Annotated in this window: 25 protein-coding genes; 15 read left to right on the forward strand and 10 right to left on the reverse strand. The window is 69.2% G+C overall.

The window, feature by feature from the left end:
* The first annotated feature begins 183 nt into the window (after positions 1–183).
* From ACSGC5_RS11580 to ACSGC5_RS11615, 8 genes are all read left to right on the forward strand, one after another.
* Complete coding sequence (locus ACSGC5_RS11580) at positions 184–1,182, forward strand: hypothetical protein (protein ID WP_434970768.1); 999 nt, start codon at positions 184–186, stop codon at positions 1,180–1,182.
* Between the two features lie 335 nt (positions 1,183–1,517).
* The gene (gene infA, locus ACSGC5_RS11585; protein ID WP_013583992.1) at positions 1,518–1,739 is read left to right on the forward strand and encodes a translation initiation factor IF-1; all 222 of its coding nucleotides are present in this window, start codon (positions 1,518–1,520) and stop codon (positions 1,737–1,739) included.
* 68 nt (positions 1,740–1,807) lie between these two features.
* Positions 1,808–1,924, forward strand: a complete 117-nt coding sequence (rpmJ, locus tag ACSGC5_RS11590; protein ID WP_022893853.1) for a 50S ribosomal protein L36 — start codon at positions 1,808–1,810, stop codon at positions 1,922–1,924.
* Positions 1,925–2,103: 179 nt separating this feature from the next.
* Positions 2,104–2,484 carry a 30S ribosomal protein S13 gene (rpsM, locus tag ACSGC5_RS11595; RefSeq protein ID WP_434970769.1) on the forward strand — a complete coding sequence of 127 codons (381 nt, stop codon included), beginning with the start codon at positions 2,104–2,106 and terminating at the stop codon, positions 2,482–2,484.
* Positions 2,485–2,512: 28 nt separating this feature from the next.
* On the forward strand, positions 2,513–2,911 hold the full coding sequence (gene rpsK, locus ACSGC5_RS11600; protein WP_228177304.1) for a 30S ribosomal protein S11: 399 nt from the start codon (positions 2,513–2,515) through the stop codon (positions 2,909–2,911).
* 160 nt (positions 2,912–3,071) lie between these two features.
* Entirely contained in the window at positions 3,072–4,061 is a 990-nt protein-coding gene (locus tag ACSGC5_RS11605) for a DNA-directed RNA polymerase subunit alpha (RefSeq protein ID WP_434970770.1), read from the forward strand.
* A 57-nt stretch (positions 4,062–4,118) separates the two neighbouring features.
* A complete protein-coding gene (rplQ, locus tag ACSGC5_RS11610) occupies positions 4,119–4,715 on the forward strand; it encodes a 50S ribosomal protein L17 (RefSeq protein WP_434970771.1) in 597 nt (198 codons plus the stop codon).
* A 172-nt stretch (positions 4,716–4,887) separates the two neighbouring features.
* Entirely contained in the window at positions 4,888–6,003 is a 1,116-nt protein-coding gene (locus ACSGC5_RS11615) for a GNAT family N-acetyltransferase (protein WP_434970772.1), read from the forward strand.
* A gap of 154 nt (positions 6,004–6,157) precedes the next feature.
* Here the strand turns inward: ACSGC5_RS11615 and ACSGC5_RS11620 are convergent, their stop codons facing one another.
* Positions 6,158–8,137, reverse strand: coding sequence for an acyltransferase family protein (locus ACSGC5_RS11620; RefSeq protein WP_434970773.1), 1,980 nt, complete (start codon positions 8,135–8,137; stop codon positions 6,158–6,160).
* Between the two features lie 145 nt (positions 8,138–8,282).
* On the opposite strand from ACSGC5_RS11620, the gene truA reads away from it, so the two are divergent.
* Together truA and ACSGC5_RS11630 are read left to right on the forward strand one after the other, a co-directional pair.
* On the forward strand, positions 8,283–9,146 hold the full coding sequence (truA, locus tag ACSGC5_RS11625; protein WP_434970774.1) for a tRNA pseudouridine(38-40) synthase TruA: 864 nt from the start codon (positions 8,283–8,285) through the stop codon (positions 9,144–9,146).
* Positions 9,147–9,263: 117 nt separating this feature from the next.
* Positions 9,264–9,923, forward strand: a complete 660-nt coding sequence (locus ACSGC5_RS11630; protein ID WP_434970775.1) for a hypothetical protein — start codon at positions 9,264–9,266, stop codon at positions 9,921–9,923.
* A gap of 117 nt (positions 9,924–10,040) precedes the next feature.
* Here ACSGC5_RS11630 and ACSGC5_RS11635 read toward each other — a convergent pair whose 3' ends face one another.
* Together ACSGC5_RS11635 and ACSGC5_RS11640 are read right to left on the reverse strand one after the other, a co-directional pair.
* Positions 10,041–11,219: a hypothetical protein gene (locus ACSGC5_RS11635; RefSeq protein ID WP_434970776.1), complete on the reverse strand. Its 1,179-nt coding sequence runs from the start codon at positions 11,217–11,219 to the stop codon at positions 10,041–10,043.
* Positions 11,219–12,850, reverse strand: a complete 1,632-nt coding sequence (locus tag ACSGC5_RS11640) for a sensor histidine kinase (RefSeq protein ID WP_434970777.1) — start codon at positions 12,848–12,850, stop codon at positions 11,219–11,221. Before ACSGC5_RS11640 ends, ACSGC5_RS11635 begins: the two co-directional genes overlap by 1 nt.
* Positions 12,851–13,002: 152 nt before the next feature.
* Between ACSGC5_RS11640 and ACSGC5_RS11645 the strand changes: the two genes are divergently transcribed.
* On the forward strand, positions 13,003–13,776 hold the full coding sequence (locus tag ACSGC5_RS11645; protein WP_434970778.1) for a fructose 1,6-bisphosphatase: 774 nt from the start codon (positions 13,003–13,005) through the stop codon (positions 13,774–13,776).
* A 33-nt stretch (positions 13,777–13,809) separates the two neighbouring features.
* On the opposite strand, the gene ACSGC5_RS11650 is transcribed toward ACSGC5_RS11645, so the two are convergent.
* On the reverse strand, positions 13,810–14,913 hold the full coding sequence (locus ACSGC5_RS11650; protein ID WP_434970779.1) for a hypothetical protein: 1,104 nt from the start codon (positions 14,911–14,913) through the stop codon (positions 13,810–13,812).
* A gap of 161 nt (positions 14,914–15,074) precedes the next feature.
* On the opposite strand from ACSGC5_RS11650, the gene ACSGC5_RS11655 reads away from it, so the two are divergent.
* Complete coding sequence (locus tag ACSGC5_RS11655) at positions 15,075–16,688, forward strand: glycosyltransferase (RefSeq protein ID WP_434970780.1); 1,614 nt, start codon at positions 15,075–15,077, stop codon at positions 16,686–16,688.
* A gap of 59 nt (positions 16,689–16,747) precedes the next feature.
* On the opposite strand, the gene ACSGC5_RS11660 is transcribed toward ACSGC5_RS11655, so the two are convergent.
* Positions 16,748–17,983, reverse strand: a complete 1,236-nt coding sequence (locus tag ACSGC5_RS11660) for a response regulator (protein WP_434970781.1) — start codon at positions 17,981–17,983, stop codon at positions 16,748–16,750.
* A gap of 290 nt (positions 17,984–18,273) precedes the next feature.
* On the reverse strand, positions 18,274–19,284 hold the full coding sequence (locus tag ACSGC5_RS11665; protein WP_434970782.1) for a glycoside hydrolase family 6 protein: 1,011 nt from the start codon (positions 19,282–19,284) through the stop codon (positions 18,274–18,276).
* Between the two features lie 121 nt (positions 19,285–19,405).
* Here ACSGC5_RS11665 and ACSGC5_RS11670 point away from each other — a divergent pair, with 121 nt between their 5' ends.
* On the forward strand, positions 19,406–20,119 hold the full coding sequence (locus ACSGC5_RS11670; RefSeq protein ID WP_434970783.1) for an endonuclease/exonuclease/phosphatase family protein: 714 nt from the start codon (positions 19,406–19,408) through the stop codon (positions 20,117–20,119).
* A 34-nt stretch (positions 20,120–20,153) separates the two neighbouring features.
* Here ACSGC5_RS11670 and ACSGC5_RS11675 read toward each other — a convergent pair whose 3' ends face one another.
* The gene (locus ACSGC5_RS11675; RefSeq protein WP_434970784.1) at positions 20,154–20,291 is read right to left on the reverse strand and encodes a hypothetical protein; all 138 of its coding nucleotides are present in this window, start codon (positions 20,289–20,291) and stop codon (positions 20,154–20,156) included.
* A 58-nt stretch (positions 20,292–20,349) separates the two neighbouring features.
* Positions 20,350–22,350: a DUF4012 domain-containing protein gene (locus ACSGC5_RS11680; protein ID WP_434970785.1), complete on the reverse strand. Its 2,001-nt coding sequence runs from the start codon at positions 22,348–22,350 to the stop codon at positions 20,350–20,352.
* 158 nt (positions 22,351–22,508) lie between these two features.
* Between ACSGC5_RS11680 and ACSGC5_RS11685 the strand changes: the two genes are divergently transcribed.
* Positions 22,509–23,813: a type II toxin-antitoxin system HipA family toxin gene (locus ACSGC5_RS11685; protein WP_434970786.1), complete on the forward strand. Its 1,305-nt coding sequence runs from the start codon at positions 22,509–22,511 to the stop codon at positions 23,811–23,813.
* Positions 23,814–23,890: 77 nt separating this feature from the next.
* On the opposite strand, the gene ACSGC5_RS11690 is transcribed toward ACSGC5_RS11685, so the two are convergent.
* Positions 23,891–24,484: a hypothetical protein gene (locus tag ACSGC5_RS11690; RefSeq protein ID WP_434970787.1), complete on the reverse strand. Its 594-nt coding sequence runs from the start codon at positions 24,482–24,484 to the stop codon at positions 23,891–23,893.
* An 85-nt stretch (positions 24,485–24,569) separates the two neighbouring features.
* On the opposite strand from ACSGC5_RS11690, the gene ACSGC5_RS11695 reads away from it, so the two are divergent.
* Positions 24,570–25,448, forward strand: coding sequence for a universal stress protein (locus ACSGC5_RS11695; protein ID WP_434970788.1), 879 nt, complete (start codon positions 24,570–24,572; stop codon positions 25,446–25,448).
* Between the two features lie 257 nt (positions 25,449–25,705).
* Here the strand turns inward: ACSGC5_RS11695 and ACSGC5_RS11700 are convergent, their stop codons facing one another.
* Entirely contained in the window at positions 25,706–26,764 is a 1,059-nt protein-coding gene (locus ACSGC5_RS11700) for a hypothetical protein (protein ID WP_434970789.1), read from the reverse strand.
* Positions 26,765–26,840 lie beyond the last annotated feature (76 nt).

Raw genomic sequence — 26,840 nt, forward strand, 5'->3', positions numbered from 1 at the left:
CACTTCTCGGTCCAAGCCCACAGGATTCTGTCGTTGAGTCCTGTGGGCCCGGGCGGCGATCTGTGGGTTCGCGCGGGTGTGGTGCGGCGCGAGGGTTCCTCCCCAGGCCGCGGCCCGGTGAGGTTGTGTCACATCAGCGGGCCAAGGGGGTGAAGCGCCGCGCCCGCGGATGAGACTGCGTGGATGGATGCCGTACCGCAGAGCCTTGACCGAGTGCGGGCTGCGCGTGCCGCCATCGTCACGCGTGAACGACTCGAGCGCGAGGGTAGTCCCGCATTCATCGCCGCGCGGCAGGTTGATGGCGAGCTGATCCGGCTGCACTCCGGGCGGTATGTGCGAGCCGCCGACAACGACGGGTTCATCGAAGACAGGCACCTGCGGGCCGTTGCGGCAGTGAACTCCCGACGGACGACATCCAGTGCGCCCTTCTCGCACGCATCCGCGGCAGCGCTGTGGGGCCTGCCGCTGTTTCGCTACATTCCGGATGCCGTCCACGTCAGCGACGCGCGCCACAACGGCGTCGTACGCCGTGCCCGGGGCGTTGCGCGGCATGAGGTGAGCGTGCCACCGGAAGACATCACCGTGATCGCCGGTGTTCCGTGCACGTCCCTGGCGCGCACGGTATTCGATGTCGCGCGCACTCTACCGCTGGCAAGCGCGCTGGCTATCGCGGATGCCGCACTGCACCTGGTCGCTTGGGATCCAGAGGATCACGTCTACGACGAGGTCGCGGCTTCCGAATGGACGGACGCAATGGCGGAGCGCATCACCCGTGCGCGGGGAGGACGCGGCATCCGTCAAGCGCGGTGGATCAACACCTTCGCGGACGGACGGGCGCAGCTGCCCGGCGAGAGCATGAGCCGGCTCCTGCTGCACGACCTCGGGTTCGCGCCCCCGCGGCTGCAGGTGCGACTCACAGACTCCTCCCGCACCTACTTCGTCGACTTCGGACTCGACGAAGTAGGTGCCTGGGGTGAGTTCGACGGCGAGGGCAAGTACACGGATGCCCGGTGGCGAGGCGAGCACACGCCATGGGAGGTGGTGCGAGCGGAGAAGGAGCGTGAAGACTGGATCCGCGCGACGACGCACCGCCCCCTGGTGCGGTGGGGGATGCAGCATCTCGCTGCACCGGTGACCCTTGGACGGCGGTTGGCCGAGTTCGGCATCCGTCCCTCGCGCTAGCGCGTCTGCTCCGCCCGCGTCGAACCCGAAGCCCGCGCGCGGTCGCGTCCGCCGAACCCACAGTCCACGCGCCGAACCCACACCGTTCGCGCGGCGGATCGTGTGGGCTGGATGCCGAACACGTGGGTTCGCGGCTCGCGGCTCGCGGCCCGCGGCCCGGGGTTCGGAGGGGCGACACGCCCGAGGTTGCCGGGGGGTGTCCTATCACGTACTATTGATCTTTGGTGCTTTGCGCCTACCTTGGCGTGTCCGGGTGGGCTACCCCGCAAGGGCGAGCGCGGCACCGACTCCCATCCACCGCAGACCGACCGGTCTGCACAAGCGTGAGCGAGGCTATGGCCAAAAAAGACGGTGTCATCGAGATCGAAGGCACAGTGTCCGAGGCGCTGCCCAACGCGATGTTCCGCGTTGAGCTGACCAACGGACACAAGGTGCTCGCAACGATCTCGGGCAAGATGCGGCAGAACTACATCCGCATCATCCCCGAGGACCGCGTCGTCGTGGAGCTCTCGCCCTACGACCTCACCCGCGGCCGCATCGTCTACCGCTACCGCTAGGCCGGTCGAGAAGTAACGCCCCGGATGCTGCGGCATCCGCCCGGCGAAGACAGCGAACAGGAAACACCATGAAGGTCAACCCGAGCGTCAAGCCCATCTGCGACCACTGCAAGGTCATCCGCCGCCACGGCAACGTGATGGTGATCTGCAAGTCCAACCCGCGCCACAAGCAGCGCCAGGGCTGAACGGATGCCGCGTCCGCCGCGGCCCCAGAACGTATAACTCCACACATACAGGCAGGGTCAGAACCCGCATCCGGATGCCGGAGGCGGGGGACACCTCGGGACGGAGGCCCGGGCACCGATCCTGCTCCACACCTCCGACAGACTCCACAGCGATACCTGTGGGGAAAGAGAGAACCGACATGGCACGTCTTGCCGGTGTCGACATCCCGCGCGACAAGCGCGTGGTGATCGCGCTCACCTACATCTACGGAATCGGTCGCACCCGCTCGCACGAGATCCTCGCCGCGACTGAGATCGACGAGAACATCCGCGTGAAGGACCTCAGCGACGACCAGCTCGTCGCCCTCCGCGACTACATCGAAGGCACCTACAAGGTGGAGGGTGACCTCCGTCGCGAGGTCGCCGCCGACATCCGCCGCAAGGTCGAGATCGGCTCCTACGAGGGCCTGCGTCACCGCCGCGGCCTTCCCGTGCGCGGTCAGCGCACCAAGACGAACGCGCGTACCCGCAAGGGTCCCAAGCGCACCGTCGCCGGCAAGAAGAAGGCCGGAAAGAAGTAAGGCGCGGAAGGTTTAGGAGAAAACGCACATGGCTACCCCCAAGTCCGCAGCGCGCAAGCCGCGCCGCAAGGAGAAGAAGAACATCGCCGTGGGCCAGGCCCACATCAAGTCGACGTTCAACAACACGATCGTCTCGATCACCGACCCCTCCGGCGCGGTGATCAGCTGGGCCTCCTCGGGTGGCGTCGGCTTCAAGGGCTCGCGCAAGTCGACGCCCTACGCCGCCGGCATGGCCGCCGAGTCTGCTGCCCGCCAGGCGCAGGAGCACGGCGTCAAGAAGGTCGACGTCTTCGTCAAGGGACCGGGTTCGGGTCGTGAGACCGCGATCCGCTCGCTGACGGCCGCCGGCCTCGAGGTCGGTTCGATCCAGGACGTCACGCCTCAGGCGCACAACGGCTGCCGCCCGCCCAAGCGTCGCCGCGTCTGACGACAGCCCCGTTCCGGGCCGGCTCATCGCCTCCCGGGTGAAGCATTCGGATGCCGGGGCGCAGGCGACTGCGCCGCGCCCCGGCGTCCCCCGAGAAAAACTCAACACCTCACCCATTGCACGTGTCATATAGCGGGCACGTGATCGAAAGGAACACATCGTGCTCATCGCACAGCGTCCCACTCTGACCGAGGAGAAGATCGGGGAGTTCCGCAGCCGTTTCGTCATCGAGCCGCTTGAGCCCGGCTTCGGTTACACGATCGGTAACGCGCTGCGTCGCAGCCTCCTGTCGTCGATCCCCGGCGCCGCCGTCACCAGCATCCGCATCGACGGCGTGCTGCACGAGTTCAGCACCATTCCGGGTGTGAAGGAGGATGTCACCGAGATCATCCTCAACATCAAGCAGCTGGTCGTCTCGAGCGAGCGCGACGAGCCCATCACCGCGTACCTGCGCAAGACCGGCGCCGGTGAGGTCACCGCCGCTGACATCTCCGCGCCCGCCGGTGTCGAGGTGCACAACCCCGAGCTCGTGATCGCGACCCTCAACGAGACCGCGAAGTTCGAGCTCGAGCTCACGATCGAGCGCGGCCGCGGTTACGTGTCGGCCACGCAGAACCGCAACGAGTACGCCGAAAGCGGTCAGATCCCGATCGACTCGATCTACTCGCCGGTGCTCAAGGTCAGCTACCGGGTCGACGCGACCCGTGCCGGTGAGCGCACCGACTTCGACAAGCTCGTGCTGGATGTCGAGACCAAGGCTTCGATCGCCCCGCGTGACGCCGTCGCCTCGGCAGGACGCACCCTGACGGAGCTGTTCGGTCTGGCCCGCGAGCTGAACGTCGAGGCCGAGGGTATCGAGATCGGCCCCGCGCCCGTCGAGACCGTCATGTCGAACGAGCTGTCGATGCCCATCGAGGACCTCGACCTGTCGGTCCGCTCGTACAACTGCCTCAAGCGCGAGGGCATCAACACCGTCTCGGAGCTCGTCGCCCTCTCGGAGACGCAGCTCATGAACATCCGCAACTTCGGCCAGAAGTCGGTCGACGAGGTGCGCGACAAGCTCGTTTCGCTCGGACTGTCGCTGAAGGACTCGGTTCCCGGGTTCGACGGCGCACACTTCTACGGCGGCTACGACGACGAGACCGTCTGACCGGTACCTGTGATGGATGCCGCGGCATCCTGACCGACTTTTCCTGGAGTAACTGACATGCCCAAGCCCACCAAGGGTCCCCGCCTCGGAGGCGGCCCCGCCCACGAACGTCTGCTGCTTGCGAACCTCGCCGCCGCGCTGTTCACCCACAAGTCGATTCAGACGACCGAGACCAAGGCCAAGCGCCTGCGTCCGCTCGCCGAGCGCCTGATCACCTTCGCCAAGCGCGGAGACCTGCACGCTCGTCGCCGCGTCCTCTCGGTCATCGGTGACAAGGAAGTCGTGCACATCCTGTTCACCGAGATCGCGCCGCTGGTCGCCGACCGCGCGGGTGGCTACACCCGCATCACCAAGATCGGCAACCGCAAGGGCGACAACGCGCCCATGGCGGTCATCGAGCTCGTGCTCGAGCCGGTGAACCCGAAGCCGAAGTCGGCCAAGAAGGCTGCCCCGGCAGCCGCACCGGCCGAAGCTGCACCTGCCGAGGAGACGCCCGCTGAGGACGCTGCCGAGGCCCCGACCCCCGAGGTCGAGGAGGAGTCGACGGACGCGGCTGCGGATGCCGGCGCGGAGTCGCCCGAGGAGGGCGCTGCTGCTGAGGCCGCCGCCGAGGACGCGATCGTCGACGCTCCCGCCGAGGACGACGCGAAGTAACACCACAGCTTCGAACCCCGCCGAACCCACACGTTCGCGCGCGAACCCACAAGGTTTTCCGCGCTGAACGTGTGGGTTCGGTCTTTTCGTGTGGGTTCGGCATCCGCGGGGGCCGGGCCGGGGCCGGGGCGGGGCCGGGGTGGGGCGGGAGAGGGGCGCATAGGGTGGGACGGTGACCGAGAACACCCACCCCGAACCGGCCGCCATCCCCGAGAACGCCGAGCGCACCGAACCGGCCGCCATTCCCGAGAACGCCGAGCGCACCGAGACGCGGTCGCTGCGTGAGCGTCTCGGCCCTCCCGGAACGGTGGCCGAGCCCCGTCATCCGGATGTCGAGGTCTGGCGCCCGGCAACGGTGGATGACATCGACGCGATGATGGACCTCGCCGGCGCGGCCGACCGGGTCGACCACCCGACCTGGCTCACCCCGCGCGATGAGTTCGAAGAGCTCTTCGAGCTGTCGCACATCGATCCGGCTCGCGACACCCGCCTGGGCTTTCACACGGACGGGAGCCTTGTCGCGATGGCCGGCATTCTGGCGCATCCGTCGCAGGACGAGCACGTGTACGCGTACTGTACGGGTCGCGTGCATCCGCAGTGGCGGCGCCGGGGCATCGGGCGGGAGGTCGTGCGGTGGGAGTACCAGACGGCGCAGACGGCGATCGCCGAGACGGATGCCGCCGCCACCGAACTTCCCGGTGCGATCTATCTGTACGCGCACGAGCCAGACGTCGGTGCACGGGCGCTGGGGGAGCAGCTCGGCATGGTCGAAGAGCGCTGGTTCACCACGATGCTGCGTGACCTGTCGCAGCCGATCCCCGATGTCGAGATCGATCTGCCGATCGTGCCGTTCACGCTCGAGCTGTCCGAGAGCACGCGCCTCGCGCGCAACGATGCGTTTCGGGACCACTGGGGGAGTCTGGAGACGCCGGCCGAGCGGTGGGAGCGGATGGTGACCGGGACGCATTTCCGGGTCGATCTGTCGCGTGTCGTGCTCGACGGTGATCGGGTCGTGGCCTTCGCGCTCGCCTCGGTGAACGAGGATGACTGGGAGGTGCAGGGGTACAGCTCGGCCTATATCGAGTACATCGGCGTGACCCGGGATCACCGCGGCAGACGGCTCGCCCCGGCGGTCATGACCGCATCGCTGCGGGCGATCCGAGATGCGGGCCTCGACAAGGCCAACCTGGATGTCGACACCGAGAGCCCGACCGGCGCGACGAGCCTCTACACGAACCTCGGGTTCGAGGCGACCGACCGCGAGGTGGCGATGGTCGCCCGGTTCTGAGGCGCGGGTCGCCCGGTTCTGAGGCGCGGGTCGCCCGGTTCTGAGGCGCGGGTCGCTCGGTTCCGGGTTGGCCCGGTTCTGAGTTCACCCGGTCTTGAGGGGCGGGCGTGCCGGCGCGGGTCAGTGCGCGGACGCGACGGCGCTCGTACGCCCGTTACTGGGCGATGCGGGCATCCTCACGGTGCGCGTCGCGGTAGGCACGGGTTTCGGCGACGTACGCGTCGATCGCCCGCTGATTCTCGGCCTGCCTGATCGCGGCGAGCACGGTGTCGGCGTAGATCCTGCCTCCGGACGTGCCGGGATGGATGCGGTCGCCGGCGAGCGTGTCGACGTGAGGATCGATCGCGCCCGCCCAGTCGGCGATGACTGTGCCGGGGTGCGACGCCGCGAAGGCGGCGATGTCGCTGTTGACCCCCGGGATCCAGTCGCGTGGCGCATAGGCGTTCACGAGCACGAGGGTGCGATCGGGGCCTGCTGTTGCGGCCATGCGCTCGTACGCATCCCAGCTGATCGGACCGTTCGTGCCGAGTGCGATGACCAGGTACCTGCCGAGTTGGCCGGCGTTCGCCCACGCGCCGACGATGCCCGGGCCCGCCCAGGACGAGCGGGACTCGGCAGCATCCAGACGGATGCCGGGCATGGTGTCGAACAGGGACGGCGCCGCGGCGAGCATCACCGAGTCGCCGACGGCGTTGACGTCGCTCCCCGAAATCGGTGTCGGGGACGGCGCCGGCGGACGCCGCGCGCCGTCGGCGAACGTGCCGGGTGCGGGGGCGGGGTCCGGCTCGGGAGCGACATCCGCGGTCGGCGTGGGACTCGCCGACGCGGCGTCGACGGCAGCCTGACCCTGCGCCACCACGGCCTCGCCGGATGAGACCGTCGCGCCGCTCAGGGCTCCCGCGAGCGTACCGGCGACCAGGGCGGCGGTGGCAAGGCCGCCGACGACGGAGGCCCAGAGCGCCCGCGACTCGATGCGGACAGCCGCCTGCGCCTGCCGCCACGTGTCACGGAACCCGCGACGTCGGATAGGGGTCTCGAGGAGTCGGTAGGAGGCCTCGGCGATGAGGACCGTCAGTCCGAGGGTGACCACTCCCACCCATACCGGCACTCCCGCCTCCGGTGCCGTGCCCTGTACCGCGGCCACGAGCAGTACCAGCAGCGGCCAGTGCCAGAGGTACAGGCCGTACGAACGCTCGCCGATCCACCGCAGCGGCGGGATGTCGAGGGCGTGCCCGAACCTGCCGTGCGGCCACACTGCCGCGATGATCGCCAGCCCCGACAGGATGCTGGCTGCCGCGATCGTGAGCGGGAAGGTCCGGATCGTGTCGGCGGGGGGAATCAGTGAGATGCCGATCACGCCGAGGACCGCCGCGACGCCCATGACCCCGATGCCGCGGCGGACGGCGGCGCGCTGCATCCAGAGCGAGGGTGCGGTGAGCAGCCGATGCAGTCCGAAGGCGATCGCGACGCCGAGCAGGATGCCGAACGCGTGCGAGTCGGTGCCGTAGTAGGCGCGGCTGACCTCGCCCGTGGTGGCGACGATATCCCCCATCCACACGGCGGATGCCACCGCGAGCGCGCTTGCGGCAGTGACGCGTGCCCAGGTGCGGGGAAGGAGCAGGACCAGCGGCAGCACCAGAGGCCACAGCACGTAGAACTGTTCCTCGATACCCAGGGACCAGAGGTTGCGGAACAGCTCGGGGGTCGAGCCGCCGAAGTACCCCTCGCCGATGAGGATCGCGACCCAGTTGTAGCTGAAGGTCAGCGCCCCCAGGATCTGCGCACCCAGGCGCACGAGGACATCCCCTCCGATGACCCATGCGGCAGTGGAGCACACCAGCAACAGCAGGACGAGGGCAGGCAGCAGCCGCCTGGCGCGTCGTTTCCAGAACCCGACGAGGCTGATCCGCCCGTTCGCGTCGCGTTCGCGCAGCAGCAGGGTGGTGATCAGAAACCCGCTGATCACGAAGAACACGTCGACCCCGATGAAGCCGCCCGCGACCCACCACTGCGGGAACAGGTGGTAGACGACCACGAGGATCACCGCGAGCGCGCGCAGGCCGTCGAGCCCCGGCAGATGGGCGCTGCCGGCGGCACCGCGGGCGGCGCGGTCGGTGGGGAGGGGGCTGGACATCGGGCGTGGCTCGGTCGGGACGGCGTGCGGCAGGCTCCCGGTTCGGAGCGTGAGCCGCGGCGATGCGGGTTCGGGCACCCAAAGTCTACGTCCGCGGCGTCCCCTCCTCCCTGGGGATGAGCCGGGTGCTCGTTAGGCTGAAGCGGTGCGGATCCGGCTCGACATCTCCTACGACGGCTCGCACTTCCGCGGGTGGGCGAGGCAGCCCCACCAGCGCACCGTGCAGGGCACGATCGAGGGCGCGATCGCACGCGTGCTCGGCGGCGAGCCGCGGCTGGTCGTGGCAGGTCGCACGGATGCCGGGGTGCACGCCACGGGACAGGTGGCCCATCTGGATGTCGATGACGCGCAGTCCGCGCGGCTGGCGTCGACGCGCCGGCGCAGCGGCCAGGAGCAGGAGCAGGGTGACGGCGTGGCAGCGCTCGCCCGCCGCATCCGGGGAGTACTCGGCGCCTATCCGGATGTCGCGGTGACGCGGACATCCCTCGCTCCGGATGGCTTCGATGCCCGGTTCTCGGCGGTGTGGCGGCGCTACGAGTACCGCGTCGCCGACGATCGGGTGCCCTACGACCCGCTCGAGCGTCACCGCACCACGGTCGTGCGCGGGGAGTTGGACGTCGCAGCGATGGATGCCGCCGCCGCCGCCCTGCGTGGCCTGCACGACTTCGCCGCCTACTGCAAACCGCGCGAGGAGGCGACGACCATCCGGACGCTGCTCGATTTCGGCTGGGTGCGCACTGAGGCAGGAGTGCTGGTCGCGACGATCCGCGCGGACGCGTTCTGTCACAGCATGGTGCGCGCCCTCGTCGGCGGGTGCGTCGCGGTCGGGCAGGGACGGCTGAGTGGCGACGATCTCGTACGGATCCGTGACGACCTGGCCCGTGTCCCCGAGGTCAAGGTGCTCGCCGCGCGCGGGCTCACCCTGACCGAGGTGGGGTACCCGGCCGACGACCTGCTCGGGCAGCGGGCGGTGCAGACGCGGGCGCGGCGAGATCTCGACGTCGACTGAGCGCGGGAGCGAGCGGCGGCTGGGTGCCTCGCGAACAGGGAGGGCCGTGCGTCACGGATGCGTAGACTGAACCCACCCCGTGCGGGGTGCCATGCGTTATCCCGAGGGGGGATGGAGATGAAGGCCGTTGGTCGCAACGACGCGAGCGTCGGCATCCGTGTCGGTCGCCGTGTCCGGACTGCTCTGCGAACGGGCGCCGTCGCGGGGCTCCTCGCGCTGCCGGTCGCGCTCGCCGGGTGCGGACCTGCCCCGTGGAACAACTGGGGGTATGAGACGACGAGTCCGTCGCCGACCTTCACGCGCCAAACCGTCGCGCCGCCGGTGAAGAATGACCTGTCCAGCGGCGCGACCCAGCGGGACCTGCAAGCCGGCGCGGTGAAGGCGACCGTCGACTACTGGTCGACGCTGTCGATGGACAAGTGGACCGCGGATGCTCTCAAGCCGATCAGCCTGTCGCTGATCACCACTGTTGAGCCCAACGACGGTCAGAAGGTCTATCTGCAGCGCGCGACGATGGTCGCGGTGCCGCAGAGCGAGACGGGCGATCTGGCACCGCTGGATCCGCAGGTGGACGCGGCGAGCGTGAACCCGGGCTACCTCGTGCTCTCGCCCTACAGCTACTCGCAGAACTTCACTGTGGGCCCGGTGCCGGCGAACACGATCTCGGTCACGGTGCAGTTCACCTACGACTTCCTGGTGCAGACGACGCCGACCTCGAACGAGTACGCAAAGCAGACGGCCTCCGACACCCTCACGATCGCCATCGCCCAGCAGTAGCCATCCAGCCCCGCGAACCCACACGATCGCGCGCCAACCCCCACAGTTCGGTGCGCGAAAGGTGTGGGTTCGGCGGGGATGGTGTGGGTTCGGCGGGATGGGGCACGGAAGCTGGGGTCACGCCCGGACGCGCTCCCAGCGGTCGCCGCCTTCGGCACGGGCCGCCGCGGACGCCTCGGCGGTCGCCGCCAGGAGCGCATCGAGGTCATAGCCCGACACCGCGACGCTGGCCCAGCCGATGCTGGCGGTGGTGGTCACGGTGATGGGAGCCGCGGGGTCACGGAGAGCGATCCTGCCCAGCGCCTCCCGCACGAGTTCTCGAACGATCCGCTCGGGGCGCGAGATCAGCACGACCACTGCCCCGTCCGGCGTGATCGCAATGTCCGCGTCCGACGGGAACACGGCGCGCGCCCGTGTCCGGATGTCGCGAATCAAGCGCCCGAAGACCGAGGTGCCGCCGGCCGCGTGCAGGTCTTCGGCGTCATCGAGCTCGATGCGCAGCAGCGACCACGTGGTGTCGTGTCTGGCGTGGGCCCGATCCAGCCGCTCCCGTGCGGTCGCGAGGAACCTGCCCCAGTCGTTCTGGACGGCACCCGCGCTGATCGAGTGAGCCCCCGGCGTGACCAGCGGGACGAGCGAGACGAGCACGCAGGTCATGTAGACGAGCATCCCGACGGAGTTGAAGATGCGGGTCGACGTGAATGAATCAGCCGTCGACAGCGGCGCGAACACCGCGCCGAGCAGCACCGCGACGCCGGCGATGGCGTAGACCGCCGAGCAGATGACGACAGGCCACAGCAGACGTTCGGATCGCTCGGGGATCCGGCGCCACTCGAGCAGGAAGAGCACACCGAAGATCGACGAGCCGAAGAAGACGACGCGGTACGCCAGGCCGTACCATCCGGAATCCCCGGCGGCCAGGAGAGCGATGATCGAGACCGCGGCCAGCACGGGACTGATCCACGCGAGGCTCGGCACGCGGCGGTGGGCTCGCAGTCCCGACCACAGCAGCGCGGGGGCTCCCATCAGCAGCCCCAGCGACCCCCGTCGAAGCTCCTCGGACTCGGCGGCCGTGGCCGCCAGGTAGCCGAAGCACGCGACCATGATGCCCATGAAGGTCAGCGACCACAGCAGCGTCGAACGGCGCGGACGGGCGAGGAAGGCGAGACCGACGAACATGATGGTGCCGAGCGTGGCGATCGTCGCGTGGGCAAGGCCGATGCTGGCGCCGCCCAGGTCCGGCCAGGGCAGGTCGATGGGCCAGGGCATGGCGGTGGGGAGGTGCGGGGGCATCATCACTCCGGTGCAGCGGAACGGGGGAGACGGAGCGTGACCGTCGTGCCCTCGCCGAGCTCGCTGGTGACGGTGACGGTCCCCCCGTGGGCGGTCACGATCTCGCGCGCGATGCCGAGTCCGAGACCGGTGCCGGTTGCATGCTCCTGCGCGCGTGTGCTGCGAAACAGCGGGTCGAAGACGTGCTCGAGGTCTTCCGGTGCGATGCCGATCCCGGTGTCCGCGACGACGACCACGACGGTGTCGCCGTCCATCGCCGCGGAGATGCGGACCGAGCCACCCGCGGGGGTGTACTTCACCGCGTTGCTGACGACGTTGTCGAGCACCTGGCGAAGACGGAACATGTCGCCGTCCATAGGCAGGTGAGCGGGAAGATCGTCGTCGAGGGTGACGCCGTGCTCGCCGGCCGTCGCCGAGAACGCTTCGCGGACGGCGACGAGCATCGGAACAAGGTCGAACGAGCGGCGGTCCTGGGTGGGGGTGAATCCGCTTCGTGAGCGTTGCAGCATCGTCGAGGCGATCCCCAGCATCCGTTCGCTCGCCGAAAGGATCGTCTCGAGATGCTCCCGGATCTTCGGGGTGAGTTCGTCCTCCTCTTCGAGCGCGAGGTCGGCATGGCCGATGATGACGGTGAGCGGATGCCGCAATTCATGCGATGCCACTGCGGCGATGCGCTCCCGCTCACGCTCGGCCTCGGTCACCGCCGTGATGTCGTGGGCGACGAGCATCGTGGAGGCGGAGTCGTCGGCAGACGAGGTGAGCGGCATGGTCGTCACCGACAGTGCGCGCCACGTGCCTTCCGCGTCGAAGAGCCAGACGCGAGCATCCTGGAAGATCTCGCCGCGCTGGGCGCGTGCGAACGTCCGCTCGGATGCCGGGATCGCCGATCCCTGCAGCGACGCGTACTCGACGGAGGTGGGAGGGGAGTGCGGATCCTCGGGGTCTGTGCCGTACAGGCGCGCGTAGGTGGTGTTCGCCGCGAGCAGGGAACCGTCGCGAGCGAAGCGCAGAATGCCGACATCCACCCCGTTGATCAGTTCGATCGTGCTGCGTTCCGCGTTCGAGACACGCTCGAGTGTGGTCTCGAGTCTGCGGGTCTGGCCCAGCAGGAGGCGCTTGAACGCTCGCGTCTGTCGCATCGTGATGTTCGCGGTGATGCCCAGGAACGTCACGCCCAGCAGAACCGTGAACAGCTCCACGGCTCCGGGCGGTTCCGTCGAGGTCGCCGCCTCGATCAGAAGGGAGGCCGCGATCGTCCCGATCGCCGCGCCCAACGCCCACCTGGTGAAGTGCAGCCCGATCCACATGACCGGGAAGACCCAGAAGAAGCCGAGTGGCAGGATCGACGATCCTGACAGAAAACCGATCGCGACGATGTCGGCGAAGGGGATGACCAGCGGAGCCCACCGCGGCAGCCGGCCCCATGGGGTGAGGAGGGTGACCGCCGTCGCGACGACCACGATGGCAACGCCCGTCAGCATCAGCCAGGACTGGAACAGTTCCGGCTCATAGCCCAGCGCCACGACCGAAATGACGATGATCGAGACGCCGAGGGAGAGCTGGGTGAGCCAGATGGATCGTACTCGCATCGTCGCGCCGTCGACGTCGCGGAATTGCGCGTCCCTTGCGCTCACCTTGTGCTCCCCCTTGGACGGCGTTGAGTTCGAGCCATTGTTCGTATCGTATACTTCCAGCGCACCAGGCTTGTGGAACCCGCCATAAGCCCTCGAGAACCAGCGGATTTCCCGCCCGCTCGCCCTCTCGCAGGCCCTCTCAAGGAGAAACCATGGCTACCACCACGCAGGCGTCGCGCGTCGTGCGTCGCGTCGTGCTCGGTGCTGCCGCACTGGCTCTGGGCGCGTCGTCGCTGACCGGATGCCAACAGATCGTCGAGGCCTTCAACTCGATTCAGGGCGAGGCGCCGGGCGCTGCCTCGACGGCGACACCGATCCCCCAGCCGGTCGCGACCACCGCGACGATGGACTTCGACTCGCTGTTCTCGTATGACGGCTCGGTCTCTCTCACGACGGATGTCGCATCCGATCTGGAGGTCGTGCTCGACGTGTGGGCTGCCGACCCCAAGCGAACCCGCGAGTGGACGCCCAACAACGAGAAGGTCTTCGGCTTCGCGATCAACGCCTACGACCGTCGCGTCGATGACAAGGCGGTGCTTGCGCAGAAGCGCCGCGTGTACATCTCGTCGATTTCGATCACGTCGCAGACCGCCCAGACCTCGGGGATGGTGCAGCAGCCCTTCCAGTTCGCCGCAGATCCGCGCACGCTCGTGCCGCCGGACACGCTGCGGTCCGATCGAGGGCTGTTGCTCAACAGCTTCCAGGGCGGTCTGCTCGTTCCGGAGACGACGATCTTCATGCTCCCGGCTGACACGTACGGTGTCACGCTGCAGTTCTCGTTCGGCATCTACGTCGAGGGCACCGCGAACGATGACGCATCGTTCGCGCAGCAGACGATCTACCAGTACCTGCCGATCGCGATCTACAACGACCAGGGAACGCTGAACATCGTCTCCAACGAGCCGACGACGGCGCCCCAGGGCTGAGCCGGCGTTCCGTCGGCGCCCGGAGACAAGCCGTCAGGGTGCCGCGACAGCACGCTCCGCCGTGGGTGTCTGCGCGCTGAGGTCGCCGGTGGGGATGACATCCGGCCACACACGGGCGAGCTCTTCGGGGGAGCGCACGGTCGACCGTGTCACCCGCACGTCGATGGCTTCTCGGTAGTCGAGGTGGGGGACGGCGCGGGCGGCCGCCGTCTTCACGACATCTTCGATCGCGTCGACGCGCTGGTCGCCCTCGAGGGCGACGAAGTGACGACCGGTGCGGGCCCGGTGCACAGCATCCGGCAGGACCTCGTGAAGTGCGACCGACGCCGCGCGGTCGACCGCGGCGGCGGCAGGGCCGCCGAACGCGGCGCGGATGAGGGAGAGGTCCGGTATGCAGACCTCGTACACGGTGACGGCGTCGCGTATCGCGATCGCCGAGCGCAGCGCATCGATCTGGAACTCGATCTGCGCGGCGCGGGTCTCGAGCGCGCGTTCGCTCCACCAGACGGCCACGCACAGCACCACCACGAGAGGGATGCTGATGGCGGATGCTGCGAGCGGGGTGAACAGCGCCTGGAACACCGGTGCCTGCTCGCCGACCGCGAAGTACAGGAAGGTGCGCACCGCCGAGTATCCGGCGTAGAGCGCGAACACCGCGCCGATCAGTCGGAACGCCGGGATGGTGCGCGCGGGAGGAGTGAACGCTTCGACGGCGATGCCCCCGCAGCCCAGTGCCACCAGGACCAGCCGCAACACGAATCCATCCGTCGGGCCGCCGATCACCGCTGTGACGGTGGCGCTGGTGACGAAGGTGACGGCGACCGCGCCGGAAGCGAGCCATCCGGGCGCGACGGACTGGTCTCGCAACTGCCGCATGCCCGCCCAGAAGTATGCGGGCCCTCCGACCAGCGCCGCGTTCGCTGTCGCGATCACGATCGGAATGGGGTGATCGGGAACGAGAGCGCTCGTGATCCCCGCGACGACTCCGCTCAGCGCTGCCGCAGCTGAGAAGCGGAGGAACAGGCGCCTGGCTGCGCGACCGCAGTTGGGAGCCGGCTGCGCCTGGAACTGGACGATCGCCGGGGCGCTGATGACAAGAGCGACCGCCAGGAGAGCGAACAACTCCAGTACACTCATTTTGCGCTTCTGTTTCTCGGGGCCTCGGGTGTTCACCGGGGGTTTTCTTGCGGAAAACCTGAGGTGATGCTCTTCGACAACAGACCGGATGCTTGAGCCGAGTGTAGCAGTGTGGTAGCAGCACTTATTGTGGCGCGCGGATCGAGGGAAGGAGCGTGCTGATGTCCCACTGGGAAGCCCCGTACGTTCCTCCGTACCCGCAGCAGGGACAGCCCGCGATCGGGCAGTATCCCGGGTCCGCGTACGCGGGCCCCCAGTACGCCGACCCGCAGTACAGTCAGCAGCCGTACGCACAGCCGCAGTACGCGCAGCCCCCCTACACGCAGCCCCAGTACGACGACCCCCGGTTCCCGAATGCGCAGGTCGAAACCTCGCACGTGGAGTTCAACGACGAGTTCGAGTCGGTGCTCGAACGCATCTCCGTGCACCGCTCCACGATCGGTTGTGTCATCCCGTGCTACAACGAGGAAGAATCCATCGCGGGCGTGCTCGAGGGTCTTCTCCACCAGACCCGCGTCCCCGATGTCATCCACGTCGTCGTGAACAACACCACCGACGCGACCGTGGCGATCGCCTCGCAGTACGCCGGTCCGCACCAGGTCGTCACCGACCTCGGCGAGCAGTTCACCGAGGTCTTCATCCATGACATCGGCAAGAACCCCGACAAGAAGGTCGGCGCCCTGAACTACGGGTACGCGCTCGTGGAGGGGTATGACTACCTGCTCGGGGTGGATGGCGACACGATCGCGGACGAGAGAGCTGTCGAGTACCTGGAGACCGAGGCCGTCGGGGACTCCCGGATCGGGGGCATCTCGGCGATCTACACGATCGACGATCGCCCCATCAAGGGACTCGTCGCCAAGTTCCTCATCGCCGGTCAGCGCACCCAGTTCGCGGCCTTCAACCTGCAGAACCTGCTGCGCGGGCGCAACATGGCGGTGCTCGGCGGTCAGTTCTCGATCTTCTCGACAGCGGCGCTGCGCGATGTCATGCGCGCGAATCACCAGAGCACACCCTGGGTGAAAGACAGCGAGGTCGAGGACTCGCTCCTGTCGCTGCAGATCAAGAGCGCCGGATACCTCACCAAGATCAGCCCGTACGCGCGCGCGAGTGTGGGCGGCATGACGACGCTGAAGGGATACGACGCCCAGCAGGTGAAGTGGACGTACGGCGCGATCGAACTCATGTGGCCCGGTCAGCGCGGTGACACGAAGGGTCAGCCCTTCCACCCGAACCTGCGACTGCGGTGGTTCGAGAACTTCGGCATGCTCACCAACCTGTTCGTGCGTGTCGCGTTCCTCACCCTGTTGGCTGCATCGCTGTCGATCAACGCCTTCGTGTTCTCCCCGTGGTGGCTGATCCCGCCGCTGGTTGCCACCCTGCTGAACCTGCGTGTCGCGTTGACGATGAAGTACGTCAACCAGCGCGACATCCTGTTCTCGGCACTGGTGTTCCCCGCCGAGATCTTCATGTGGATCAGGATCGGGCACTTCCTGAGGTCATGGTCGTCGTTCCTGTCCCGCAAGAAGGTCGACAACTGGGCAGCGCAGGCCAAGGCTGAACGCGGCGGCGGCTTCTCGCTCGGGCACTGGGTGCCCCTCATCCTGCTCGTGATCACCGCCATCGCGATGACCTTCATCTGGTCGCTGCTCGACCCGGTGGTGCAGTCATCGATCCTGTGGGTCGGTTGGCCGATCGTCGGCGTGGTGACCGTGATCCAGACCTTGCTCATGGCGTTCAAGCTGTTCCGTCGCCAGTACGGCTACAAGGTCTGAAGCCCGGCGCCGGCGCGCGGCCTCAGCGCGAGCGTGATGCGTGAGCGGTCCCGGCCGTGTCAGTGGCCCGGCGGCGGAGCGACGTTCTCGGCGGTCATCCGATACCCCACGCCGCGCACGGTCTCGATGTAGCGCGGGTTGTTGGGGTCGTCGCCGAGCTTGCGACGCAGGTTCGTCATATGCGCTTCGATGGCACGCTTGTCGGCGTCGCCGACGAAGTAGGAGGTGACGTAGGACTCGCCGCGCAGGACGAGGGTCAGATCCGCCTTGCTCCGCACGCGACGCTTGGACTCCATGAGGGTTGCGAGCAGCTCGAACTCCGTGCGGGTGAGTTCGACTTCGCGATTGCCGACGATGACGATGCGAGAGTCGGGGTCGAGGACGAGATCGCGGTGGCGCATCGTGCTCGGGCCGAGCTGGTGTCCGCCCGGCCCCGGCATGGGCATGTTCGGTGGCGTGCGCGCGACCAGCTGGGACCCCGGCGGCGGCTGGTTTCCGGGGGCGCCAGGCGGGTCGACGGGGCCCTGCGGCGCCGGGGGGTACTGCTGCTGCGGGTATCCCTGCTGCCCCGGCTGAGGATAGCCGGGAGGTGCGCTCGGGTAGCCGGGCTGCGGGGGCGACTGCTGCCCGGGCGGGAACGGGGCCTGCGTGCCGGGTGCTCCGGCGTGCGGTGGACGCAGCGGGGGGATCTCGCCGCCCTCGGCGCCGGTGTCGGCAGTGACGATGTACGGATTCTGTCCGGGCGTGACACCGCCGTGCGCGTCGACGGTGGCAAACGGCTGGTTCGGTGCGGACGGGATGACTCCCGGTACCGCCGCCGGCTGGGCGGGCTGGCCGCCGATCGCCGATCGAGCTCCCGGAAACGACGGTCCGGATGGGGCCTGGATCGGTGGTTGCGCGGCCGTCGGAGACTGCCGAGGGCGACGCAACAGCGCTTCGATCCGGGCGCGAAGCTCTCGCGGGCGGAACGGCTTGACGATGTACTCGTCGGCTCCCGCTCCCAGGCCGAGGACGACATCCGCCTCGTCCTCGAGGCCCGTGAGCATGATGATGTAGGTATCGCTCTGTGCCCGGATGCGGCGCGCGGCCTCGAAGCCGTCGATGCCGGGCATATTGACGTCCAGCGTCGTGATGAGCGGCTGATACGACAGGACGGCGCGCACGCCGTCGATGCCGTTGCCGACCGAGACCGTCGAGAAGCCTGCGGCTTCGAGCGTCTCGGCGAGGATGTGCCGGATCTGCGGGTCGTCCTCGACGATGACGGCGGTCTTGCTCACCCCCGCGTCAGTGCTCATGCTCGGTCGTCTCTTTCGCGTCGGGCCGGGGGTGCTGTGCCGCCGGGTGCTGTTCCAGGAGCCACGGAGGGCTACGGCCGCTGCGGGTCAGGGCCCCATCGTGTCACGGCCGCACAGTCCCAGGTGTTCGCGGCCTCATCTCTTGATCGTACACAGGCCGGTGCACCGCCGGTGCGGTCATCCGTCGGCGTGGCAGCGTGCCGCGGGCTCCCCTCGGATGGACCGCCGGGCGCAGCGCAGGCCGGTGTGTCAGTGCCAGCGACCGTGCGTCAGGGCCCAGCGACCGCGCGTCAGGGCAGGGTGACGTTGCGGGTGAGCTCGACTGCGGCCTGCGGCCACCACGCGCCGGCGACGGGCCCGCCGTTGCAGGTGCCGTCGCTTTCGCCCGGCGGCTTGATCCACAGGTTGGTGTCGACGACGTCGTCGCCGTACGTCCCGCCGGGCGCGCCGATGAGCCGGCCGGGCGGGTTGCACCATTCGCCGTTGGATCCGGCACCGTTGCGGGAGGTGTCGATGACGGCGTTGAGGCCGCCCGTGAGCCCCGAGAGCTGGTGGGCGTAGTCGAACTCGAGTGCCGTGTCGTTGTAGTTCGACACGTTCGTGGCGAAGCCGCGGATGACGCCGTTCATGCCGAGGCCGTTGATCAGCTCGGCCATGCGCGCCGCGGGCAGCCACGTCGAGTGGCCGCCGTCCACGTAGATCCACGTGTTCGTCGAGGCAAGCCGCGCGATCGCGTCGCGCAGCTGTTCCGTGCGCTGCGCGACGTTGCCGCACTCGGGAGCCAGGGCGAGGCTGTCGGGCTCGAGCACGACGGTCTTCTGGATGTCGGGCGCCGCGCGCAAGGCATCCCCGATGATTCGCGTCCACTCGTCGTAGGCGGCGTCATCGAGTCCACCGGCAGAGAGGCCGGCGCTGCAGTCGCGCTCCGGAAGACCGTAGACGACGATCGCCAAGGGCTTGCCCTGTGTCCGGGCTTCGTTCAGGAGATTCTCCATGCGCGCGCCCACTTCGCCGACCGGATCGATCTCGGGGGTCAGCCAGTAGGCCGTGGGCTGCGCGGCGAGGTACGCGGTTGCGGCGTGCTCGTCGGTTCCCTCGGCAAGCGACGGCAGCGCGAGGGCAGCCTTCGACTCTTCGGGCGCGATGATGGTCGTGCCCACCGCGGGGGCCGTCGCCGTCAGGTCACGGACCCAGTTGTTCAAGAACATCCAGATGGTGGCGGCGATGGATGCCAGCAGAAGCACGCCGACACCGACGATCGTCGCGATCGCCCAGCCGGGCAGAATCTTCGCGGGGGGCACGTCCGAACTCTATCGGAGCAATCTGGGGTCCGGCGCGGAGGACCATCGATACCAAACACTGGGGATATCTCCAGCGCGGAGGGCGCTGTCGGCATCCGCGCCCCTCTATCGTGGGAGGGGCATGAAGGTCATCTCGTACAACCTGCGCAAGCACCGCGCCGCGACCGAGTTGCGAGGACTCGTCGAACGCCACGGTGCCGACCTGCTGTGCCTGCAGGAAGCGGACACGACCGACATCCCGGATGAGATCAGCGGCCTCGTGCTCGCCGACTCGACGCAGCGCAATCGCCTGGGCCTTGCCGTCTACTATCGCGAGAACACCTACCGCGCCGTCGATGTGCGCGCGATCGCGCTGAAGAAGTCGCTGCACGATATGGTCCTCAAGCCCGCGGAGGAACGGCTGCTCGGGGTGCGTCTTCGCGACATCGACGCGGGCAGCGACATTGTGATCGCGTCGTTTCACGCGGCCCCGCTGACGGCGCTGAATTCCCTCCGTAGGCACCAGATCCGCACGGCGCTGGCCGAGCTCGACCTCCTGGGCGAGGGACTTCCCAAGCTCATGGTCGGCGACTACAACTACCCGGTCTTCAAGGAGCGCCTCGGTCAGCACGTTCGCGACCAGGGGTACGAGCTGAACCTCAGCGACTCTCGCACCTACACCCGATATCGGTTCTTCCGCGGACACTACGATTTCGCAACGTCGGTCGGCTTCACGATCGACACCGTGCGTACCCTGCCCCAGGGGCTCAGTGACCATCTCCCGATCCTGGTGACCGCCGAACCCACCCCGGCGTCCGGGTCGGCATCGACGGATGCCGCCAGCGGCGTCGCGTGAAGGCCGCTTGAGGTTCGTCAGCGGATCAGAGTCGTCAGCGGATCGCCGCGGCGTAGTGCATGAACGCCGCGTACACGAGCACGCCCACGCCCGAGGCAAGGAGCGCCACGCCGACGTAGAGCAGCCAGTTGCGGGACTTGCGGGGGTCGCGCGGTTCATAGGGGCTGCTCATGATGCCCGATCCTAGTCAGATCGGGCCGGGCCCGAGTGTCGTGTGTGTTACGGAAGGGTTATCCCTCGTCGGTGGTCGTGATCGGGCACGCGCCTGCCTCGATCATTCCGGTGCCGCCGATCGTCGGGGTCACGAGCGCCTGCAGCGCGTCGGTCATCGGAGTGCGGACCTGGATCGTCGCGCTCGTGGTCTGGCCAGGCTCGAGGAAGCTCTCCCACACGAGGACGGGTCGTCCGTCGTGGGATCCCTGTCCGAAGCCGGGGGTCGATCCGACGCCGGACGAGGTGCTCGAGACGAGTTCTGACCCCTCGGGCAGGTAGAGGTAGGCCACCGTACGTGTGACGCCAGGTTCGACGCCGAAGCTGCCACCGCCGGTGATGTAGGGCGCGAGGCTGGTTGCGGCATCCGGCGGCGCGGTGCTCGTGAGCGAGACGGTGAGGGTCGCGAGCTGTTCACCGGTGTTCGAGGTGCACCAGCCCACCGTGGGAGCCGCCTGCATGTAGTAGTCCATCTTCGAGCCGGTGCCGTCGTTGAGGTACGCGCCGAACTGCGTGGTCGCGGCATCCGTCACCGGGAGGGTGCCCTGCAGGGTCGTGCCGTCGAGCATCGCCTGCTCGTCGGGGTTCGCGCTCCAGAAGAACAGGCGCCGCTCGGTGCCCGAACGCACGAGGGCGTCCACGAGCGCGGCCGGATCGGCGGCGCCGTCGGCGATGGTCTGGAACACGACGGCGGCGGTGGCGGCGAAGAAGGCGTCCTGCTCGCGGGGGTCGGGGTAGCGCGCGTACACCTCGTTCAGCAGCAGCGGCACGGCGTTCTCGCTCGTGAGCTGCTCGCCGGTCGGGAGCGTGATCGGACCGGTGGCTTCCAGGAGATACGACAGGCTGACGGGGTCGAGGCTCAGGACGCCGTCCACGCTCACGCCGGTCTCGCGCAGCCACATCTCCCGGGCCAGCGGCCCGTCGATCGTGTAGTCGGGGATCTGGGTGACGTTCTGGATGTAGACGCCGGGCTTGTCGACGAAGATCCCGAGGATCTCCTCCGAGAGGGGCAGGACGGGATCCGTGTAGCGCGTGAAGTCCGACGAGGATCCCTGGTCGACGAGGTCCATGCGGCCGGCATCCGTGCGGATCATCGCCATGGCACCGACGATCCCTCCCAGCGACCGCCATTCCGCGTTGTTCTGGAACATCACCAGATAGGTGCGCGGTCCGTCGGCGCCCAGTGCCAGGGGCAGCAACTGCGTCGTGCGGCGCAGGGCGTCGGCGGCGGTACGTCCCTCGGTGAGGAGCCCCCGGACCTCATCGACGGGGGCTGCCAGCACCGGGAGCAGCTCGGTCGTGTCGATCGCGTCGACGGATGCCGACGCCGCCGACAGGCTGTCGGACGCCGTGGTCGCGACGTCCCTGAGGCTCGCGATGGCGGCGACGTCGAAGGCGCCGCCCTCGGGGCGGAGGGTGTCGAGCGAGAAGCCGGAGGCGGCCTGGGCGAGCGGCTCGAGGGCGGTCGCGGCGACATCGTCGACGGCGGCGATGACGGTCGCGGTCGCCGCCAGTTGCGGTCCGATCCACGGAAGCCGTTCCGCGGCGTTCCAGATCGGGTCCGAGGTGAGGGCGCGGGCTGCCGAGGTCTCGGCAGCCAGGCCCGGGACGGCCTCGGCTGCGGCGGCGGGGTCGGTCAGGGAGCCGGCGAGGTTCGCGGCGGAGCGCTGCGCATCGGCGATGTGTCCGTAGGCGAGGGCTCCGCGGATGCCGATCCAGGCGGCGCCGGCGACGCCGAGGATCAGGATGACGCCGAGAACGGAGGCGAAGACGATGCCTGCGGTGCGTTCGCGGCGGTGGCGTCGGCGTGCGCGCGCCCTGCGGGACTTCTCGGCGTCCACCTCGCGCCGGGTCGCGGCGAGCTCGTCGTCGTGCCCCGCCGAGGCGTCGGCGGCGCGCGCAGTCCCGGCGGTGCCGGCGCGGTCAGTCCCGGCGGTGCCGGCGCGCTCAGTCCCGGCGGTGCCTTTGTCGTCGCGCCCTGCCGCGGCGGTGCCGCCGTCGAGCCCGGAGTCGTCGTGCATGCGTCGTGAGCCCTCCTGTCCTCAGGCAGCCTATTGGTCCGTTCCCGAGTGCACGATGAGAGGCCGCTCACGACGGTGTGCGAAGAGGCAACCCCCTCAGCCCGGACACGCAGGCCCAATAGGGTGGGGAGTCGGGCGACGAAGGGACCGGGGTTCCCATGGTGACGGCGAACGCGACGACCCAGCGGGTGTGGGTGGACGCGGCGGCGACCCCGGATTCGGCATCCGGGCCCATCGGATGGATGGATGTCGTGACGGTGACCGAGCGGGCCGTCGCGGTGACGTTCGAGTACGACGAGGCGTACCTGGCGCGCGCTGACGCGTTCGCGGTCTCGCCGGAGCTGCCGCTGGGGGCGGGGCCGCGGGTGCTCGGGTCGATGCCTGGCGCGTTCGTCGATGCGAGCGCTGACTCGTGGGCGCAGAAGCTGATCCGCCGGCGCTTGCGTGCCGACGGCATCACGATGCTCTCGGACGTCGATGCGCTGCTGGGGGTCTCGGATGACGCGCGGACGGGGGCGTTCCGGTTCCGCCAGCGCGCGAGTGCGGCCGATGACCTGGCCTACCTCGCGGACCCCGCCGACCGGGTGCCGGTCACCCTCGACCTGCGAGACCTGCGGGGTGCCGCCGATCGCGTGCGCGCCGGAGACGCGTCCAGCGACGACGCGATCGAGGACCTCCTGGATGCGGGCACGGCGGTGCTCGGCGGTGCCAGACCGAAGGCCCTCGTGCGGCGGAAGGGGCGGGCGCTGCTCGCGAAGTTCCCGGCGCCCGATGACGAGCACGACGCGATCCGCTGGGAGGCGGTGTCGCTGCACCTGGCCCGCGCCGCCGGCCTTGCCACCTCCCGCGTGCGGACGATCGAGATCGGAGAGCGCGCCGTGCTGCTGGTCGACCGATTCGACAGAGTCGGCCGGGCGGAGGCTTCGGACGGTGACCCGGCGGCCGGTGGCGCAGCTGAGAGGCGGATTCCGTACTGGTCGGCGCGCACCGCGACGGGAGACGGGCGGGACTACCTCGATGTCGCGCGGGTGATCCTCGGGGCGAGCGCGTCCCGCGACCTCGCGCGTGCGCAGCTGCGGGATCTGTGGCGTCGCGTCGCGTTCGCCGTTGCCGTGCACTGCACGGACGATCACCTCCGCAACCTGGGGTTCCTGCGGCGGGAGGGGGCGTGGCGGCTGTGTCCGGTCTTCGATATCGAACCGGACCCGGTGCAGGAGCGGCTGCGCTCGACCGCGATTCTCGGGGTCGTCGAACCGGATGCCGCGCCCTCAGCTCTGGTCGATCTCGCGGGAGAGCTCGGGATCAAGAAGTCGTCGTGGCGACGCTCGCTCGTGCAGGTGCTCGCCGCGGTCGAGACGTGGCCGGATGTCGCCAGGCGGGTTGGACTCGCGGAGGCGGAGTTCGCGGCAATGGATGCGGCGATCGGTCATCGGCGGGACGCGCTCGCGGCCCTGCTCTCCTGACGCCGAGGTTCGCGGCCCTGCTCGCCTGATGCCGAGCCGGGGCTCCGCGTGCCTGATCCCGAGGCTGACGGTGTCCGTCAGGCGACGGTCAGCGGCGCGATGATGGCGGCGACGAGCTCGCTGGGGTCGCGCACGAGGGTGAAGTCCGCGCTGTCGGTCACGACGCCGGGCGCCGCGTAGCCGAGCAGGAGGATCCCGGGCTGGCTCGTGCGGGCGCGGGCCACGAACGCCTCGATCGCAGCGAGGTCGCTGTCGGGGGCGATTCCGAACACGAGGGCCGTGTACCTGTCGGCGGACAGGTAGGCCAGCGCGGCATCCGCGTGCGTGGCCTTCACGACCCCGGTGCCGAGCTTGTGCAGGGCGATGGTCTCGGACATGCTCGTGTCGGGGTCGCCGTCGACCCAGAGGACGCGCCCGAGCCGGACCCGCTCGGGAAGCTTCGGGGCGATGCCACTGCCCTGACCCCGCGCCGCGTGCGCTTCGCGCAGCTGTGTCGCAATCGCCTCCCGCTCGTCGGGTGCGAGCGTGATCTCGATCGTGGCGAGTCGGCCCGCAGGCATCCGGACGGTGGCGTTGCGCCGGATCCACAGGATGACGCCGATGAGCGCCGTGAGAACGATCACCCCGAGGAAGCCGAGGACGAGTGTCACGAAGCCGGTGTCGATCTCCATGAGGTCAGTATGCCGGGTCGACGGGCGAGGATCCGGCCCAGCCGGGGGTATCGCGGGCGACGGATACCCGCAATAGGGTGAGGGCATGACCGACATGTCCGCGAACGCCGCGTCCGCCGCATCCGCCCCTCCCGCAACGATCGTCGTCGGGGCGACCAGCAAACCGGGGTCGCGCCGCGCGATCGAGTGGGCAGTCGCGCGCGCCGCGAGCACCGGCGCTCGTCTCGAACTGCTGTCGGTCGTCGGTGGCGCCGTCGGCGCTGTCGGGGAGCAGGAGGTCGTCCAGCGCGCCGTGGATGCCGAGGAGGCGTTCCTTCGCACGGAGGCCGAGGCGCTCACGGCCCGCGGGCTTGACGTCACCGTGCGGGTCACGCACGGGAACCCGACGAAAGAACTCGTCGAGGCGTCGATGGATGCCGGGCTCCTCGTGATCGGCAGCGACCACACTGGCGGCACCGACAAGCATCGGGGACCGCACGGCACGCGGATCGTCGCCGGCGCCCACTGCCCCGTGGTCGTCGTACCCGACATCGACACGACCGGTCGCGCCGGAGTCGTCGTCGGCGTCGACGGCTCGGAGGTCTCCCACGCCGCGCTCGCGTTCGCCGCGGCGGAGGCGTCACGGTTCGGGGAGCCGCTGACCGTGGTGTCGACGTGGATGCCGGTCGTCTACACCGGCGACATCGCGCCGTACCCCGACATGTACCTCACGGATCTGCAGGGGACGACCGAGGCGTTCGCGCAGTCCATGGCCGATGAGGCGCGCAAGAGCCACCCGCACCTTGACGTGACGGTGCACGTGGACGAGGGGGATCCGGCCGCCGTGATCACGGAAGTGGCGGCATCCGCCCGCCTGGCCGTCGTGGGAACGCACGGGCGCACGGGGCTCGCCCGGTTCCTGCTCGGATCGGTCAGCACGCAGGTGCTCGAACACCTGACGACCGTCACCGCTGCGGTCCGCTGACGCCCCCACCAGAGCGCTGCGGACACGACAATGCCCCCGGCTCGATCTGGGGGGGGGCGTCGAGCCGGGGGCAGCACGCGAAGCGCGTACCTTCGCAGTGGAGGAGTGACCCGAAACACTCTCCGTGCGGTCTTGCCATGATGAGGATCGCACGGTTCGTCATTCCGTGTGGGGGGATTGTCAGCGGCCTGCCGCGGGTGCGATAATCCGGCGGCCGCGGCTCAACGCTCTGCGGCCCAGCGGCACGGTTCTGGGGGTCAGCGGCCGAGGATCCGACCGACGACGCTCGGGAGTTCGCCCGGGGTGGTGACCACTTGGTCGTGCGGAAGCTCGGGGGCGTCGGGACCGGTCACCACGGCGCCCGGGTCGTACGCGATCGTCGGGACGCCGGGGTAGTGGCGGCGCACGGTGCGGATGAAGTCGGCGGTCGACATCGTGTCGCCCTCGCGCACGCAGTCCGTGATGACCAGAAGGTACTTCTCGGCGGCGAGGTAGGCGAGGGCAGCCTCCCAGTGGTTCGCGACCGTCACGGTCAGGCCCATGCGGTGCAGGGCGACGACATCCGGGACGTGGCTGTCGGGGTCGTCATCGACCCAGAGCACGCGGCCGAGCCGGAACACCGTGGTCTGCGGCGCCCGGGGTGTGGCGCTGTAGGGCGGAGTGACCCCGGGTTTCTGGGTGGGCGCGGCGGCGGGTGGTACGGATGGCGGCGCGGCGTGTGCGGGCGCGGCCGGTGGCTGTGCCGCTGTCGGGGCTGCTGTGGGGGCCGCGGGTGCAGCCGCTGCCGGGGCCGCTGCCGGGGCCGGTGGGGCCTGGGCCGGCGTGGGGGTGGTGTACGCCGTGGTCTGTGTGGGTCCGAACGCGGCAGCGGCGACAGTGACGGGCTGCGCGGACGGCATCGGGGCGAACACGTACTCGGTCGTTCCGTCGATACCCGGAGTGGCTGCAGCGACGGGCGGCTGTGTCAGCGGGGCCTGGGTCGCCGGGCCCTGGGTCAGCGGAGTCTGGGGTGCCGGGACCGGTGACGGGGGTGTCTGCACCTGCGGCGGGTAGGCGGGCGGCTGCGCGACGGGGTACGGGTAGGGCATCGGCGCGCCGCCCGTCGTGCGGACCGCTCCGGTCACGGTGCGGACGGTGCCGGTCGTGACGGCGGGCGTGCTCATGTCGGGGTAGCGGGGGCCGCGCTGGGCGGGCTCGTGACGGTTGGCGGCAGCCTCTGCCTTGTTGCTCTCCCACATCGCCCAGCCCACGATGAGGCCAAGGACGGCGACGACGCCGAAGCCGACCATGAGGGTGATGAGTGAATTACTGTCCATGTACGCACCTGGTGCTGGGTCAGGGGTGAGCCATGTTGCGCGCTCTCGGGTTGACGACTATTCTCTGCGATCCGCT

This window comes from Microbacterium sp. bgisy207, assembly GCF_965345035.1.
Lineage (GTDB): Bacteria > Actinomycetota > Actinomycetes > Actinomycetales > Microbacteriaceae > Microbacterium.

Bases quoted from the DNA above. Each gene is read 5' to 3' on its own strand.
- ACSGC5_RS11580 (WP_434970768.1), top strand. From the start codon at position 184: ATGGATGCCGTACCGCAGAGCCTTGACCGAGTGCGGGCTGCGCGTGCC.
- infA (WP_013583992.1), top strand. From the start codon at position 1,518: ATGGCCAAAAAAGACGGTGTCATCGAGATCGAAGGCACAGTGTCCGAG.
- rpmJ (WP_022893853.1), top strand. From the start codon at position 1,808: ATGAAGGTCAACCCGAGCGTCAAGCCCATCTGCGACCACTGCAAGGTC.
- rpsM (WP_434970769.1), top strand. From the start codon at position 2,104: ATGGCACGTCTTGCCGGTGTCGACATCCCGCGCGACAAGCGCGTGGTG.
- rpsK (WP_228177304.1), top strand. From the start codon at position 2,513: ATGGCTACCCCCAAGTCCGCAGCGCGCAAGCCGCGCCGCAAGGAGAAG.
- rplQ (WP_434970771.1), top strand. From the start codon at position 4,119: ATGCCCAAGCCCACCAAGGGTCCCCGCCTCGGAGGCGGCCCCGCCCAC.
- ACSGC5_RS11620 (WP_434970773.1), bottom strand. From the start codon at position 8,137: ATGTCCAGCCCCCTCCCCACCGACCGCGCCGCCCGCGGTGCCGCCGGC.
- ACSGC5_RS11630 (WP_434970775.1), top strand. From the start codon at position 9,264: ATGAAGGCCGTTGGTCGCAACGACGCGAGCGTCGGCATCCGTGTCGGT.
- ACSGC5_RS11635 (WP_434970776.1), bottom strand. From the start codon at position 11,219: ATGATGCCCCCGCACCTCCCCACCGCCATGCCCTGGCCCATCGACCTG.
- ACSGC5_RS11645 (WP_434970778.1), top strand. From the start codon at position 13,003: ATGGCTACCACCACGCAGGCGTCGCGCGTCGTGCGTCGCGTCGTGCTC.
- ACSGC5_RS11650 (WP_434970779.1), bottom strand. From the start codon at position 14,913: ATGAGTGTACTGGAGTTGTTCGCTCTCCTGGCGGTCGCTCTTGTCATC.
- ACSGC5_RS11655 (WP_434970780.1), top strand. From the start codon at position 15,075: ATGTCCCACTGGGAAGCCCCGTACGTTCCTCCGTACCCGCAGCAGGGA.
- ACSGC5_RS11660 (WP_434970781.1), bottom strand. From the start codon at position 17,983: ATGAGCACTGACGCGGGGGTGAGCAAGACCGCCGTCATCGTCGAGGAC.
- ACSGC5_RS11670 (WP_434970783.1), top strand. From the start codon at position 19,406: ATGAAGGTCATCTCGTACAACCTGCGCAAGCACCGCGCCGCGACCGAG.
- ACSGC5_RS11675 (WP_434970784.1), bottom strand. From the start codon at position 20,291: ATGAGCAGCCCCTATGAACCGCGCGACCCCCGCAAGTCCCGCAACTGG.
- ACSGC5_RS11680 (WP_434970785.1), bottom strand. From the start codon at position 22,350: ATGCACGACGACTCCGGGCTCGACGGCGGCACCGCCGCGGCAGGGCGC.
- ACSGC5_RS11685 (WP_434970786.1), top strand. From the start codon at position 22,509: ATGGTGACGGCGAACGCGACGACCCAGCGGGTGTGGGTGGACGCGGCG.
- ACSGC5_RS11690 (WP_434970787.1), bottom strand. From the start codon at position 24,484: ATGGAGATCGACACCGGCTTCGTGACACTCGTCCTCGGCTTCCTCGGG.
- ACSGC5_RS11695 (WP_434970788.1), top strand. From the start codon at position 24,570: ATGACCGACATGTCCGCGAACGCCGCGTCCGCCGCATCCGCCCCTCCC.
- ACSGC5_RS11700 (WP_434970789.1), bottom strand. From the start codon at position 26,764: ATGGACAGTAATTCACTCATCACCCTCATGGTCGGCTTCGGCGTCGTC.